The organism is Armatimonadota bacterium (assembly GCA_022563855.1).
GTDB lineage: Bacteria > Armatimonadota > Fimbriimonadia > Fimbriimonadales > Fimbriimonadaceae > JADFMN01.
Genome location: JADFMN010000004.1, coordinates 295491 through 310448 on the forward strand (window position 1 = coordinate 295491; position 14958 = coordinate 310448).

Consider the following 14958-nt stretch of genomic DNA (forward strand, 5'->3'; position numbering starts at 1 on the left):
AAAACGACTAGGACTCCGTAGACACGATGCGCCGCGCGCGAGCTAATCTCTTAAGAGTTGGTGTGTATCGGTCTTTCTATTCGTCCCGGGAATGGGCTTGGCTCGCGGACGGATTGGTAGGGCGAAGACTGCAGCACGGTTTCTGCTCGGTGAATTTTCTTGGATATCAGCGGTGTGATTAAGCGTGGCTAACGCGAAGTTTGCGCGGTACGCGTGGATCGTCCTTGCTTACACAATCCCCGTCATCCTGTTCGGCGCGTTCGTTCGTGCCGGACTCCATGGAGACGGGTGCGGGGCGTTTTGGCCGGGATGCAACGGCGCGCTCATCGCGTCCGGCACGGATCTTAGCGAGAGCATCGAGTTCGGTCACCGAGTCAGCAGCGCGGTGCTGCTGCCCTTGGTCCTCGGGCTGCTGTTCTGGGCTATCAGGGCCTTCCCGCGCGGGCACTCGGCCAGGAAGGCCGCCGGCTTCGTCCTCTTGTTCACATTGACCGAAGGCGCCCTCGGAGCGGGCCTCGTCAAGTTCCAATGGGTTGCTCACGACGAGTCGCTCGCCAGAGTGTTCGCTATGGCGTTCCACCTGATCAACACGTTCTTCCTGCTCGGCGCCCAGGTGCTGACCGCGCACTTTGGGGCCGGGGGTGAGGGTATTAGGATCAAGGGACAGGGCTCTACCGGCTGGGCGATCATGCTCGGACTGGGGGCGCTTCTCCTACTTGGTGTCACGGGCGCGATCACGGCTCTCGGCGATACGATCTTTCCGGTCAAGTCTGCGTTTGAATCGCTCTCCCAAGACTTGGCCCCGACTTCGCACGTGGCGGAGCGGTTCCGTCTGCTCCACCCTCTGATCGCGACCTCCGTAGGGCTGTTCCTGCTCTTCGCCTGTGGGCTGGTCAGCAAGAACCGCCCAGTCGGCAAAGCTCGCAAATACGCGCGCTGGGTCGTCGCCGGCTTCATTCTGCAGATGGTGCTCGGGATTGCCAACGTTGCCCTCCAGGCGCCGATTTGGATGCAGATCATCCACCTTGCAGTCTCCGACGGCATCTGGATCGCCATGGTCTTGTTCGGCGCGTCCGCGCTCGCTCAGAGGTTTGCCCAGCCTGTCGAGCGGCGCGAAGAGGCGGTCGCGCCACAGCCCCAGGGGCTCGCGACTATGGTCAAGGCCTACCTCGCCCTGACAAAGCCTCGCGTTGTCAGCTTACTGCTGTTCACGACGGTGGCCGCCATGTTCATCGCGCAGCGCGGTTGGCCAGGCGGGTGGCTCGTGGTGTTCGTGTCGATCGGCGGATACATGGCCGCAGGCGCGGCGAACGCGTTCAACATGATCGTCGAACAGGACCTGGACCTCGCGATGGAGCGCACGGCGAACCGGCCGACGGTGCAGAAGGTGATCTCCACGCGCAACGCGCTGATCTTCGGGTTTGCGATGATGGCGGGCTCGTTCGCGATCCTGTGGGCTGCCGCGAACCTTCTCGCCGCGATGATGGCTCTCTGCGGCCTGCTCTTCTACTTCTTCATCTACACCCTTGCGCTCAAGCGGCGGACGCACTACAACATCGTAATCGGGGGTGCAGCCGGTGCATTTCCTCCGCTCGTGGGCTATGCAGCGGTCACAGGCTATTTGGATCCGCTGGCTTGGTATCTGTTCGCGATCATCTGTCTTTGGACGCCCGTCCACTTCTGGGCACTCGCCCTGTTGATCAAGGACGACTACGCAAAAGCAGGCGTACCGATGCTGCCAGTCGTGAAGGGCGATCGCGTTACTGTCATCCAAATCGCGGTTTACACCGTCTTGACTGCTGTGATCACTGTGATGCCGCTTTTCCAGGGACACGTCGGCTGGGTTTATTTGATCGGTGCCGGGGTGCTCAATCTAGGTCTGATCGCACAGAGTTTGCAACTGCTGCGATACACTGACCGCCCGCACGCGCGCTCACTCTTCAAGTACTCGATGGTCTATCTCGCCGCACTGTTCGTCATGTTTGCCGTCGATAGGGTGGTGCTGCTTTCGTGACCGGAGTTGCAGAAGTCGGCTTTAGTCCAGTAAAGTTAGCGATACACCGGATGTGCACGACCCTAGAGGCAGGAGCGCTATAGGATGGCGCAGTTGTTTTCGCCCAGTGCGAACACTAAGGCGACCGTCGGGCTGCTTCTAGCGGCGGGGGTGCCGTTCACGATCTTCTATTTGGGATCGACGATTACTCGGTCGCCGTTCAACACGGGCGTCACGGTTCCGCTTGACCAGCCTGTGCCGTTCAGCCACAAGCACCACGCTGTCGAATTGGGCATCGACTGTCGGTTCTGTCACTCAGCGGTGGAGAACGGCCCGGTTGCCGGACTGCCGGCGACCGAGGTGTGCATGAGCTGCCACTCGCAGATTTGGACCAACAGCCCCCTGCTCGACATGGTGCGGGACAGTTACGAAACTGGCGTGCCGATCGAGTGGGTCCGCGTGAACAACCTGCCGGACTTCGTGTACTTCAACCACAGCATCCACATCGACCGTGGGGTGAACTGCAACGTCTGCCACGGCTCGATCACGCAGATGGCGATCACGTCGAAGGGGCAGACGTTCCATATGTCCTGGTGCCTGGAGTGCCACAACAACCCTGAAAAGTTCTTGTATCAGGTCGAAGGCGCCGGCGATATGTCACCAAGGCAGCAGGTGTTCTTGCTGTATCAGAAAATCATCGCCGGCGACAAGCTCACGCCGGCAGAGCACAACATCGCCGAAGGGCTAATGGAGCGCGTGCCAAAGGACAAGTACCACGAGAACTTGGAGGTTATGGAGAAGCTCGGCGTCAACCTGACGCAAATGGCGGACTGCTACGTTTGTCACAGATGAAGATTCAATGATGAGCGACAGCGATACCGAGCAGATGAGGCCCGATCGGGGCAAGCAAGCTTCCGGGCCTAAGTATTGGAAGAGCCTGGAGCAACTTGTGGGCTCTCCCGAAATCGAGAAGTGGGCCGAAGACGAATTCCCGTATCGCAAGGATCTGGCGAGCATCGACCGGCGCGACTTCTTGAAGGTGATGGGCGCATCGCTCATGTTCGCAGGGGTGGGTGCCGCTGGCTGTCGAACGACCCCGGAAAGCCGGATAGTTCCCTACATCATTGCCCCAGAGGACAGACCTCTGGGCGAAACCGTGCAGTACGCCACGTCGCACACCGTAGGCGGCTATGCGATCGGTTTGTTGGCCACAAGCTACGAGGGCCGACCGATACGGCTCGACGGCAACCCTCTTCACCCTACAAGCGAATCGGGGGTCGATGCGCGGACGCAGGCTCAGATTCTAGGCATGTACGACCCCGACCGGCTCAGGTCGGTGCAGGATCGCGGCGAATTCAGCACGTGGATTAGCTTTCTGAAGGACGCCAGAGAGAAGCTTGCAGCCGGCGAGGCGAACGATGGGTCCAGAATCGCCATCTTGACTGAGAGTGTCGGCTCGCCGTCGTTGGCCAGTCAGATCAGGGCGTTCCAGAGCAAATACCCTGGAGCGCAGTGGTACCAGTACGACGCGGTGAATCGCGACAGCGTTCGCCAGGGCGCGGTCGCAGCTTTCGGCCAGCACGTCGAGACGCGGTACCGTTTCGATCGTGCAAACGTGATCCTCGCAGTGGACTCGAACACCTTCATGGAAGGCCCGGGAGCGGTTCGATACATGTCCGACATCATGGGCGGTCGGCAGATCGACGCGGACCACGAGGGCATGAACCGCATCTATGTGGTCGAGCATGCACCAAGCACCTTGGGCGTGACCGCCGACCACAGGATTCCGCTGAAGCCGTCGCAGATGTTGCAGTTCGTTCGCGCGCTCGCCGCGGAGTTGGGCATGAGCGGCGCTGCCGGCGTCTCGGCGCCCGACGGCGTGAGCAAAGAGTGGATCGCCGCCCTGGCCGCCGACTTGATGGCGAACGGCGGCGCGAGCGTTGTCGTGCCGGGCGACCACTTGCCTCCTTCGGTACATGCGGTCGTGCACGGCGTAAACGAGTTCCTGGGCAACGTCGGCAGGACGGTCATCCACACTGAGCCGGTTCTGCCGAAGCCAGCCGACAGCGCCGCCGAGATCCGAAACTTGGTCACGGCGATGGAGTCCGGGCTCGATATGTTGTTGATACTGGGCGGGAACCCGGTGTACGACGCGCCTGCCGATCTGGGGTTCGTCGAGGCGCTCAAGGGCGTTTCGCTCACGGCGCACCTATCGCTGCACGCCGATGAAACAGGCGCTGCGTGCGACTGGGAGCTGCCGGACTCTCACTTTCTGGAGTCCTGGTCGGACGGTCGCGCATTCGACGGCACCGCCTCGATACAGCAGCCGCTCATCGAGCCGCTCTACGACTGTAAGTCGGCGCACGAACTGCTCGATGCGCTGGCAGGAGAGTCTCGAGAAGGGCTCGAGATCGTGCGGAGCTACTGGCGCTCGAATTGGAACGCCGACGCTAGCGACGATGAGTTTGACAAGCTTTGGCGAGTTGCACTGAGCAAGGGCGTTTTGGCTGGAACGGAGGCGTCCGAGATCCAGGTGCAAGTGATCGAGGGGCTCCTGAGCGGGATTCCGAAGTCGATGAAATCGTCAGAGCTTGAACTCGTGATCCTGCCCGATCCAACCGTGTACGACGGGAGGTACGCGAACAACGGATGGCTGCAAGAGCTTCCCAAACCGATCTCCAACTTGACGTGGGACAACTCGATCCAGATGAGCCACGCCACCGCGCTCAAGCACGGGGTCGAGATCGACAAGAAGTACCTGTTCGTACCGGCGGTTCGCGACGCGGACGTCTTCAAGCTGACGGCCAACGGTCGGAGCGTGGAGGGGGCTGTCTACGTGAACCTCGGCATGGCCGACGACGTGATCGTCGTTCATCTCGGCTACGGCAGAACGCGCGGCGGTCGGATCATCGAGTCGGACGACAGGACCAAGCACGGCGGCGGTTTCAGCGCATACCGGGTGCGCGACAGCCGGAACATGTCGATGACGACCGAGGGCGTGAAGCTTCAAAAGACGAAAGAGACGTATCCGCTGGCGAACACGCAGTTCCACAACACGATCGACGTCACCGAGGTCGACAGCGACCGCGAGATCTTCCAGGAGATGACGCTGGAGCGGTTCAGGAACCTGAACAGCGGCGTCGAGGAGCTGCCGGAGAAGCACGAAGCGCCGTCGATGTACGACAACGACAGGAACCTTCTGAGCGGCATCTTCCCCGACGTGAACGCCGACGACGACGCGAACTACCAGTGGGCCATGACCATCGACCTCACGCTGTGCACGGGCTGCAACGCGTGCGTGATGGCGTGCGTCGCGGAGAACAACATCCCGGTAGTCAACAAGTACCAAGTTCAGCGCGGTCGCGAGATGCACTGGATACGCATCGACCGCTACTACACCGGCGGCAGCAGCGACGAGTGGCCGATAAAGAACCCGCAGATCAAGTTTCAGCCGGTCACGTGCATGCATTGCGAGCATGCCCCGTGCGAGCCGGTCTGTCCGGTCGCAGCGACCATCCACAGCAAGGAAGGGCTGAACCAGATGGTTTACAACCGGTGCGTCGGAACGCGCTATTGCTCGAACAACTGCCCGTACAAGGTTCGCCGGTTCAACTTCCTCAACTACGCGAACCTGCACGGAATCGCAGTCAAGGACATGCGGCACAACCCGTCGGTGACGGTTCGCGGCAGGGGCGTGATGGAGAAGTGCACGTACTGCGTCCAGCGCATCAACGAGACTAGGATTACTGCGAAGAAGGAGCGGCGCAAGATAGGCGGCGACGAAGTGCGGACGGCGTGCCAGGTGGCGTGCCCGACGAACGCGATCGTGTTCGGCGACAAGAGCAACGAGGCGAGCGTGGTCGCCAAGTCGCGAAAGGACAAGCGCAACTATATCCTGCTGGAAATGGTGAACACTCGGCCGCGCACTACGTACCTCGCGCGGGTCACGAACCTGAACGAGGAGGTCGGCGTCTAGCAATGCCGGTTGACCAGAAGTTCGATCAGCGGCTGCTGACGGGCGACCACACCAACGAATCGATCGACGCCACGCTCGGCAACATCGTCCTCGATCCGAAGTCGCACAAGAGACCGTGGATGGTGATGGTCGGCATCGGTTTCTTGTTCGTCAACATCATGCTGATTTCGATCACGGTGCTGGTATTCACCGGCATCGGGATCTGGGGCAACAACCAGCCGGTTGGCTGGGGGTTCGACATCATCAACTTCGTTTGGTGGATCGGCATCGGTCACGCGGGGACGCTGATCTCGGCGATCCTGCTGCTGATGCGGCAGCGCTGGCGCAACTCGATCAATCGATTTGCCGAAGCGATGACGATCTTCGCCGTGATGTGCGCAGGGATTTATCCGCTGTTGCACACCGGGCGTCCTTGGGTCGCGTACTGGCTGCTCCCTTATCCGAACATCATGGGGCTGTGGCCGCAGTTCCGATCTCCGCTGATTTGGGACGTGTTTGCGATCAGCACGTACTTCCTGGTCTCGGTGATGTTCTGGTACGTAGGGTTGGTGCCGGATCTCGGCACGTTGCGCGATCGCAGCAAGAAGCGCATCTCGCAGCTCGTCTACGGTGTCTTGTCGCTGGGGTGGCGCGGTTCTGCCCGACACTGGCACCGCTACATGCACGCTTCGATCATTCTTGCCGGGCTATCGGCCCCGCTCGTGCTGTCCGTCCACTCGATCATATCCTTCGACTTTGCGATGTCGATCGTTCCGGGGTGGAACGTTACGATCTTCCCGCCGTACTTCGTGGCTGGCGCCGTGTACGCCGGGTTTGCAGTCGTGATCGCGCTTCTTGTGCCGCTGCGCCGGTGGTACGGGCTCCAAGAGTTCGTCACGATGAAGCACATGGACTGGATGGCAAGGGTCATGCTGGCGACCGGCCTCATCGTGGTGTACGGGTACGCGATGGAGTGGTTCTATGCGTGGTACAGTGGCGAGCCGGTCGAACTGTCGCTCATCTACAACAAGATGCACCTGTTCGACGCCCCGTACTCTTGGATCTACTACCTGCTGCTGCTGTGCAATTTCGTCATCCCGCAGATGTTGTGGTTCCCGAAGATTCGGCAGAACTTGAGGGCTCTGTTCTGGATTTCAATCGTCATCAGCATCGGCATGTGGTTCGAACGGTTCGTGATCATTCCGATGAGCCTGACGCGCGACTACCTGCCGAGCGCGTTCGGATACTACTCGCCGACGATTTGGGACTTCGCGATGTTCTTTGGCACGATCGGGTTCTTCATCTTCATGATCTTCCTGTTCGTGCGGTTCCTCCCGATGATCAACATTTTCGAGATGAAGGAGATGGTGCACACTGAGAAGCACGAGGACGATTCCGGGCAGGAGTCGGAGGAGGCGAGGAAGAACTGATGTCGCACCGAGACACATCGCCAAAGCCGTACGGAGTGGTCGCCGCGTTTACGACCCCGGAGGAGCTGCTCGCCGCGACCAAGAAGGCCAAGTCGAGCGGCTACAAAGACATGGAGGCGTATTCGCCGATCCCTGTAGAAGGGATCATCGAAGTCTTTGAGTGGAAGGACGACCGCCTCGGATACATCGTGTTCTTCGGCGGGCTGATTGGCATCGCCGCGGGGCTCGGGCTCCAGGTGTGGAGCCAGGGGATTGCCTACGCTCACAACGTTGGCGGAAAGCCGTACCTCACGCTTCCGATGTTCTTGCCCGTCTTCTACGAGGCCACGATCCTCTTCGCTGCGCTTGCTGCTACCGTCGGTATGTTCATGCTGAACGGGCTTCCGAAGCCGCACCATCCGATCTTCAACGCCGAAGTCGGCCCGCGAGCCTCGCAAGATCGATTCCTGCTGTGCATCGAGGCCACCGACGCCCAGTTCAGCAGAGAGTCGGTCGTGGAGTTCTTGAACTCGACAGGCGCGGAGTCGGTCGAGTACATCGAAACCTCGGAGGGCTACTGATGAAGCGTTCTAGAGTTCTTCAGGCGGCGTGCGCGGCGATCTTTGTTTTCTCGATCGTCGGGTGCCACAACGACATGTGGCTGCAGCCGAAGGTGATGGCGCAGGACAAGAGCGAGTTCTACGCCGACAACATGGCAAGCCGTATGCCCGTGCGAGGCACGGTGCAGTATCTGAAGCCCAGAACGGATGATGTCTATTACGGCTATATCGACGGCAAGCTCGTCGAGGAGTTCCCGATCGTCGTCACCGAAGAGGTTATTCGGCGGGGCCAAGAGAGGTTCAACATCTTCTGTCTGAACTGCCACGGCGCGCTGGGCGACGGCAACGGGATGATCGCTAAGCGCGGATTCAACCTTCAGCGTCCGGTCGCGACGTACCACACCGATCGGCTGCGCGAAATGCCCGTCGGTCACTTTTTCGACGTGATCTCGAACGGCTACGGCGCGATGTACTCACTCGCGGCGCGCATCACGCCGGAGGATCGGTGGGCGGTCGTGGCTTACGTGCGCGTCTTGCAGCGAAGCCAGAACGCGACGCTCGACGATGTGCCGGTAGAGCAGCGAGACTTGATGGACGCGCCCGAACTACAGCTCGACGATGAGAACGACGCGAGCACAGGAGGAGGGCACGACTAGTGGGCGACAACAAGTTCTACAAGGTGTTCGCCGTGCTGGGCGGCGCGCTGCTGGTCGCTGGCGTCGCGCTGTACTTCCTCGACCCCGGCGGCGGAACCTCGAAGGAGTACCTTTTGACCTACCTTTACGGGTGGCTGTTCTGGGCGTGCTTGACCTTCGGATGTTTCGGGCTGTCGCTTTTGCACCACATGGCCAAGGGCCACTGGGGGTATCCGGTCATGCGCCTCCTCGAGGCTGGCGGAGGCCCGCTGATGCTCTTGGTGACCTTCGTCCTGTTCATCCCAATCCTGGTCAACGTAGAGACCGTCTACCCGTGGGTAGGGATGACCGTAGAGGAGATTGGGCCGAAGGCAGAGTGGTACCTGACGACGACGTTCTGGCAGGTTCGGACCGTCGCGTACTTCGCGATCTTCATCTTCATGTCGTACCGCAACCGCATGTGGCAGCGGAAGCTCGACGACACCGGCGACGTGAAGTACCTGCGTTGGATGACGAACTGGAGCTCCGGGTTCTTCCCGATCTACTTCCTCCTGATGAACTTTGCGATCACCGACTGGGCGCAGTCGATGCTGCCGCACTGGTTCAGCACGATGTACGGCATCTGGTTCATCGTGATGCAAGCGCTCGGCGCGATCGGGCTCGTCGCGATCATCATCGGGTGGCAGGCGAACAAGCCGCCGTTCGACAAGATCGTTACCCCGGGCTTGACTAAGGACATCGGCAACCTCATGCTGGTGCTCACGATGCTGTGGGCGTACTTCAGCTTCAGCCAGTACTTGATCATCTACTCTGGCGACCTGCCCGAGCAGACGCAGTACTTCATCACGCGGACCAACGGAGGGTTCGAGTACCTCGGCCCCGTCCTGATCACGCTCGGGTTCTTCGTCCCGTTCCTGATGTTGATTTCACCGAGAATGAAGCGCGAACCGCGGCTCTTGATGGTCGCAGGCCTGTGGCTGTTCGGCGTGCGTTTCCTCGACATGCACTACGGGGTCGCCCCGCTGTGGGAGACCGGGGTGATGGACGGGATCGTCGGCAAGCTGGGAGCTTTGGCCATGTTCGGAGGCGTGTGGTTCTTCCTGTTCGGCCGAGGGCTGACGTCCGCACCGCTGTTCGTCAAGGACCAACCTCACTTGAAGGAGGCGGCAGATCATGCATGAGCACGATCAAGACGATCGGCAGACGATAGACGAGTTGAAGGAGTTAGGCTACGACACTCGCGACGTGCCGGTCGAGAAGATGCCGATTCACGCCGGCGTACTCTACGGGTTCGTCGGCATGGTGATGGTAGTTGCGTGGCTGTTCATGTCGCTCGTCGACAACGACCTGGTGACGGTTCCAAGTGCCGAAAGCATGGAGCGGACAAGAATGCCGGACGACGACGCTCCAATCATCCAGGGCCCTGTGACTGCAAAGACGGACATCGAAGACTTGCGCCTGAATGAAAGAATCCGCCTGAATACCTCGGCTTGGATAGACGAAGAGGCCGGCGTTGCCCGAATCCCGATAGACCGCGCGATCGGCCTCATGCTTGAAGAAGGGTTCGCTCCGCCAGGACGCGAAGTAGCGGTGCCAAGCCGCCCGACGATATCGTTCGGCTCAACCGACGACGAGCCGGAGCCAGAGCCGGAGGCCGAGTCTGAAGGAGCCCCCGGCGCAGAGCTGATACCGGCCGAGGAGGATGAATAACATGTGTGCTAGAGCATTCGTCAGACATTTCTGCGCAGCGGCGTCGTTGGCGCTCTTTTGCTCCATGGCATCGGCCCAGTACTACGGAAACATGAACGAGGCGGCCCAGCCGGGAACTGGGCGCGTTGCGAGCACCCGTGCAAGGGCGGGCGTGCGCGTCGACCAGAACCTCAAGAACTACCTGCCGCTCGACTTGGTGCTGACCGAGTCGGACGGCACGCGGGTCGCCCTCCGAGAGTACTTCAGCGACAAGCCCGTACTGCTCCAGCTCATCTTCTACAAATGCCCCGGGGTGTGCACGGCGGAGCTGAACAGCCTGACGAACGCCATGCGGAGTTTCGGCAAGTACGAAGTTGGCAAGCAGTATGACGTGCTGACCGTCAGTATCATGCCGACCGAAACCGAAGAGATGGCGAAGAACAAGAAGATGGCGTATCTGGACATCCTTAACCGTCCTGGTGCAGAAGACGGCTGGCACTTCTTCGTCGGCGATTACGAAACGGTCAAGGAGCTGGCCGACGCGATCGGCTTTCGGTACGTTTACGACGAGACGAACGACACCATTGTGCATCCGGCCTGTCTAGTCGTCCTAACCCCTCAGGCTCAGATAACACAGTACTTCCTTGAGACGGAGTACGCGCCCAAGGTGCTTCTGAACTCACTGATAGAAGCCAAGAAAGGGCGCATCGGCGTCCGGCAGGAGAATCCATCCTTCTGGTCCTGCATAGACCTCGATCCGCTCACAGGTCGGCGGAGCCTCAACGTGCTCAAAGCGGTAAAGATCGGCGGGGCGTTGACCTTGGCTGCGCTTGTGATCTCCATCGTGTTCATGACGATCAAGTACAAGGTCTCGTCCGTCTCAGCAGACGGCGCATCGGGTGAGGGCAGCTAATGGAAAACTTCCCGATGCAGCCGCCACAGGCATCTGAGCACGCGGAAGCGTATGACGCCCTGTTCATGGCGATCGCGGGCCTTACGATCCTGTTCACGGTTATCGTCGGGATCATGGTTCTCTTCTTCGCGATCCGGTACCGGTCGGACAAAAAGATCGACCGGAAGAACCCGATGTCCCACAACATCAAGCTGGAGATGACCTGGATCATCATCCCGACGATCTTGGGCTTGGGGATATTCGTTTGGAGCACGCTGAACTTCATCAAGGTCAGAACGATGCCGGAGGACGCAACCGAGATATATGTGATCGGCAAACAGTGGATGTGGCACATCCAGCACATGAACGGAATCCGCGAAATCGGCGAGCTGCACATTCCGATCGGCAAGCCGGTCAAGTTGACGATGATCTCACAAGACGTCATTCACTCGATGTACCTCCCGGCGTTTCGGACTCAGTTCCACGTCGTGCCAGGCATATACACAGAGCTGGCCTTTACTCCCACGAAGACAGGCCGGTACAGAATGCTCTGCGCGATGCACTGCGGCACTCAGCATTCAGAAATGGTCGGCTGGGTGTACGTGATGAGCGAGGTCGACTACAACCGGTGGCTAGAAACGGACGGCAACAGCCTCAAGCCGCAAGGCGAAACGATGCCAGAGGCCGGTGCTCGGATCTTCAAAGAGAAGGGATGTGGCAACTGTCATACAAACGTCGACACTGATCGTGCTCCGACGCTGCTCGCGCTGATGGGACGACAGCGGTCCTTCAACAACGCCGCTCCTCGCATCGCCGATCGGTCCTACGTTCGAGAGTCGATCACGGAACCGTGGGACATCATCACGCAGGGATACACCAACACGATGCCAGCGTATCGCGGCGAGCTGACCGAAGAGCAAATCCTCGATTTGGTTGCCTACATACAGTCGCTCGGAAGACCGGCTCCCGACGGCGAGCGAGAGAAATTCGAGCGCCCCGGCCCGCCTTCCGCAACTGGATCCAGTGCGCCCGACACGGTAACCGATATCGCGAACGCCCGAAAATCCGCCGGCGATGCTCAGAGTAGGCGCACGGAGGACCAGCGATGAGCGCTCAAGCAGATACGCACGAGCCTGCGCCGAAGAAGAACTACCTGACGGCGGATCACACGATCAAGTCGTGGCTGATGACGACTGATCACAAGAGAATCGCCGTTCTATACCTGATCTCGATCACGCTGTTCTTCTTCATCGGCAGCATCGCCGCCGCGCTCTTTCGCGTCGAGCTCACTTCAGCGCACGGCCTCTTGTTGAGCTCCGAGTCGTACAACAAGGCGTTCTCGGCTCACGGCGTGATCATGGTGTTCCTCTTCCTGGTCCCGTCGATCCCGGCGGTGATCGGCAACTTCGCCCTGCCGATCATGATCGGCGCCAGGGATCTGGCGTTCCCCAGGTTGAACCTGCTGAGCTGGTACCTGTACGTTCTTGCCGGCACGATGATCATCATCGCCCTCGCTATGGGCGGCTTCGACGCAGGTTGGACGTTCTATACGCCGTTGAGCTCGCTGTACTCCGACACGCAGATTACCCTTGCGCTCATGGCCGTGTTCGTCGCCGGTTTCTCGTCCATCTTCACGGGGCTCAACTTCATCGCGACCGTGCACAAGATGCGTGCGCCTGGAATGACGTGGATGAGGATGCCGCTGTTCGTCTGGAGCATGTATGCGACCAGCGTGGTGATCGTTCTGGGCACGCCGGTCGTCGCGATCACGCTGCTGCTCGTCGTCGTCGAACGAACGATGGGGTTCGGGATATTCTCGCCTGAGATCGGTGGCGACCCGGTGCTGTTCCAGCACATGTTCTGGTTCTATTCGCATCCCGCGGTCTACATCATGATCCTGCCGTCGATGGGCGTGGTCTCGGAGCTGATCGCCGCGTTCAGCAAGCGGCGGATATTCGGCTACACGTTCGTGGCTTACTCGTCGCTGGCGATCGCAGGGCTGGGGTTCTTGGTATGGGGCCATCACATGTTCGTCAGCGGGCAGTCGATCTACCTGGGCATCATCTTCTCCCTCATTTCATTTCTGGTAGCGGTCCCGTCGGCTATCAAAGTGTTCAACTGGTCGATCACGCTCTACAAAGGCCGCATCGAGCTGAAGACCCCGATGATCTATGCGCTGTCGTTCATCGGGCTGTTCGTCATCGGCGGGCTCACCGGGCTGTTCCTCGCGTCGCTTGACACCGACGTCCACCTGACCGGCACGTACTTCATCGTAGCGCACTTCCACTACGTCATGGTCGGGGGCGGCGTGCTCGGCTTCCTCGGAGCCGTGCACTTCTGGTGGCCGAAGATGTTCGGCGTCATGTACAACGAGTTCTGGGGGCGGCTCTCTGCGATCGTCATCTTCCTGGGGTTCAACTTTACGTTCTTCCCGCAGTTCATTCTCGGGTATCTCGGAATGCCTCGCCGGTACCACTTCTACTACTTCGCTCCCGAGTGGCAGGTTTATCACGTAATGTCCACGCTGGGGACGACGATCTTGGCGATCGGCTTCCTCATGCCGGCGTTCTATCTGACCGCGTCTCTGCTGCAGAAGCGAAATCCGGGTCGCAACCCGTGGGGCGCCAAAGGGCTGGAGTGGGAGCAGGCTGACTCCCCGCCGATAACGTTCAACTTTGAGGAGCCCGTGGTGGTCACCGAGCCCGCGTACAACTATCCGGAGGAGCACGACGAGCCGGCAACGACCGAGCCAATGGCGCCAGTCGGCAAGGCGGGGGACAAAGGGTAATGGCCAACCACGCAGCCGAGCGCGAAGCTGTCGTCTACGAACAGTACGAGACGATCAGCCAGCAGCAGGAGACGTACATCGTCGGCATGTGGACGTTCGTCGTCACGGAGATCATGTTCTTCGGCGCGATGTTCCTCGCGTATACGCTCTACAGGTCGCAGTACTCCGAAGTGTGGGCTGCCATGTCCGACCACCTGGACTTCGTTCTTGGCGGCATCAACACCACGGTGCTGCTGGTGAGCTCGTTCTTCATCGCCATGGCCGTGCACAAGGCGCAGCTCGGCAAGACGCGGGCTCAGATCAACTACCTGGTCGGCACCATCGGGTGCGCGGTGATCTTTCTCGTCATCAAGTACTTTGAGTACAGCGACAAGATCTCGCACGGGCTATTGCCGAACTGGTCCTACGTTGGGCTCCCCGGAGTCGAGTTAGGACCGAGCAAGATATTCATGAGCCTGTACTTCTCGATGACCGGCCTGCACGGCCTCCACGTATTGCTCGGGATCGTCGCGATGGTGTGGCTCATCATCTTGATCAAGCGCAAGTCGGAAGTTATCACCGATTACATACCGACGGAGATGTTCGGGCTTTACTGGCACTTCGTCGACCTCGTCTGGATATTCCTGTACCCGCTGTACTATCTAATACCGCTAGGTGGCAAATGAGCAATAGAGAACACCCGCACCACGTAACGCCGATCAAGCTCTTGATGACAACGCTGGGCGCGTTGCTCTTCCTGATGGTGCTGACTGTCTACGTGGCGCGTTTTACTCACGTGCCGTGGCTCCCGCTCGCTAACGTGATCGCCATGTCCATAGCGATAATGAAGGCGACGCTCGTCATCGCGATCTTCATGGCCGTCAAGTACAGCTCGAACTTGACGAAGCTGTTCGCGATCGGCGGCTTCGTCTGGCTGTTGCTTCTGGGCGGCATCCTGATCGACTACCTGGGACGTCCTTGGGAGCCGGTGCCGGGTTGGGAGTCTGGCGTCGAGCAGGAGCTTGGCGCGGCCACCGAGCACGAGCCTGAGTAGAAGC

The 14958-nt window shown here is 60.0% G+C and carries 13 protein-coding genes; all 13 read left to right on the forward strand.

Going from position 1 to position 14958, the window contains the following annotated elements; genetic code table 11:
- Window positions 1-184 precede the first annotated feature (184 nt).
- The 13 genes from IH944_07320 (at window position 185) to IH944_07380 (ending at window position 14954) form a co-directional block, all read left to right on the forward strand.
- The gene (locus tag IH944_07320) at window positions 185-2014 is read left to right on the forward strand and encodes a protoheme IX farnesyltransferase (protein ID MCH7904363.1); all 1830 of its coding nucleotides are present in this window, start codon (window positions 185-187) and stop codon (window positions 2012-2014) included.
- A gap of 84 nt (window positions 2015-2098) precedes the next feature.
- A complete protein-coding gene (locus IH944_07325; protein MCH7904364.1) occupies window positions 2099-2845 on the forward strand; it encodes a cytochrome c3 family protein in 747 nt (248 codons plus the stop codon).
- 7 nt (window positions 2846-2852) lie between these two features.
- Window positions 2853-5969, forward strand: a complete 3117-nt coding sequence (locus IH944_07330) for a TAT-variant-translocated molybdopterin oxidoreductase (GenBank protein MCH7904365.1) — start codon at window positions 2853-2855, stop codon at window positions 5967-5969.
- 2 nt (window positions 5970-5971) lie between these two features.
- Window positions 5972-7378, forward strand: a complete 1407-nt coding sequence (gene nrfD, locus IH944_07335; GenBank protein ID MCH7904366.1) for a polysulfide reductase NrfD — start codon at window positions 5972-5974, stop codon at window positions 7376-7378.
- A complete protein-coding gene (locus IH944_07340; protein MCH7904367.1) occupies window positions 7378-7938 on the forward strand; it encodes a DUF3341 domain-containing protein in 561 nt (186 codons plus the stop codon). Before nrfD ends, IH944_07340 begins: the two co-directional genes overlap by 1 nt.
- Window positions 7938-8573: a cytochrome c gene (locus IH944_07345; protein ID MCH7904368.1), complete on the forward strand. Its 636-nt coding sequence runs from the start codon at window positions 7938-7940 to the stop codon at window positions 8571-8573. The genes IH944_07340 and IH944_07345 overlap by 1 nt, the downstream gene beginning before the upstream one ends.
- Window positions 8573-9733, forward strand: a complete 1161-nt coding sequence (locus tag IH944_07350; protein MCH7904369.1) for a hypothetical protein — start codon at window positions 8573-8575, stop codon at window positions 9731-9733. The genes IH944_07345 and IH944_07350 overlap by 1 nt, the downstream gene beginning before the upstream one ends.
- Complete coding sequence (locus IH944_07355; GenBank protein ID MCH7904370.1) at window positions 9726-10262, forward strand: hypothetical protein; 537 nt, start codon at window positions 9726-9728, stop codon at window positions 10260-10262. The genes IH944_07350 and IH944_07355 overlap by 8 nt, the downstream gene beginning before the upstream one ends.
- 1 nt (window position 10263) lies before the next feature.
- Window positions 10264-11154 carry an SCO family protein gene (locus IH944_07360; GenBank protein MCH7904371.1) on the forward strand — a complete coding sequence of 297 codons (891 nt, stop codon included), beginning with the start codon at window positions 10264-10266 and terminating at the stop codon, window positions 11152-11154.
- Entirely contained in the window at window positions 11154-12242 is a 1089-nt protein-coding gene (gene coxB / locus IH944_07365) for a cytochrome c oxidase subunit II (protein MCH7904372.1), read from the forward strand. The genes IH944_07360 and coxB overlap by 1 nt, the downstream gene beginning before the upstream one ends.
- A complete protein-coding gene (locus tag IH944_07370) occupies window positions 12239-13921 on the forward strand; it encodes a cbb3-type cytochrome c oxidase subunit I (protein ID MCH7904373.1) in 1683 nt (560 codons plus the stop codon). Before coxB ends, IH944_07370 begins: the two co-directional genes overlap by 4 nt.
- The gene (locus IH944_07375) at window positions 13921-14586 is read left to right on the forward strand and encodes a cytochrome c oxidase subunit 3 family protein (GenBank protein ID MCH7904374.1); all 666 of its coding nucleotides are present in this window, start codon (window positions 13921-13923) and stop codon (window positions 14584-14586) included. The genes IH944_07370 and IH944_07375 overlap by 1 nt, the downstream gene beginning before the upstream one ends.
- Entirely contained in the window at window positions 14583-14954 is a 372-nt protein-coding gene (locus tag IH944_07380) for a hypothetical protein (protein ID MCH7904375.1), read from the forward strand. Before IH944_07375 ends, IH944_07380 begins: the two co-directional genes overlap by 4 nt.
- The last annotated feature ends 4 nt before the right edge of the window (window positions 14955-14958 follow it).

Bases quoted from the DNA above. Each gene is read 5' to 3' on its own strand.
- IH944_07325 (MCH7904364.1), top strand. From the start codon at position 2,099: ATGGCGCAGTTGTTTTCGCCCAGTGCGAACACTAAGGCGACCGTCGGG.
- IH944_07330 (MCH7904365.1), top strand. From the start codon at position 2,853: ATGATGAGCGACAGCGATACCGAGCAGATGAGGCCCGATCGGGGCAAG.
- nrfD (MCH7904366.1), top strand. From the start codon at position 5,972: ATGCCGGTTGACCAGAAGTTCGATCAGCGGCTGCTGACGGGCGACCAC.
- IH944_07340 (MCH7904367.1), top strand. From the start codon at position 7,378: ATGTCGCACCGAGACACATCGCCAAAGCCGTACGGAGTGGTCGCCGCG.
- IH944_07345 (MCH7904368.1), top strand. From the start codon at position 7,938: ATGAAGCGTTCTAGAGTTCTTCAGGCGGCGTGCGCGGCGATCTTTGTT.
- IH944_07355 (MCH7904370.1), top strand. From the start codon at position 9,726: ATGCATGAGCACGATCAAGACGATCGGCAGACGATAGACGAGTTGAAG.
- IH944_07360 (MCH7904371.1), top strand. From the start codon at position 10,264: ATGTGTGCTAGAGCATTCGTCAGACATTTCTGCGCAGCGGCGTCGTTG.
- coxB (MCH7904372.1), top strand. From the start codon at position 11,154: ATGGAAAACTTCCCGATGCAGCCGCCACAGGCATCTGAGCACGCGGAA.
- IH944_07370 (MCH7904373.1), top strand. From the start codon at position 12,239: ATGAGCGCTCAAGCAGATACGCACGAGCCTGCGCCGAAGAAGAACTAC.
- IH944_07375 (MCH7904374.1), top strand. From the start codon at position 13,921: ATGGCCAACCACGCAGCCGAGCGCGAAGCTGTCGTCTACGAACAGTAC.
- IH944_07380 (MCH7904375.1), top strand. From the start codon at position 14,583: ATGAGCAATAGAGAACACCCGCACCACGTAACGCCGATCAAGCTCTTG.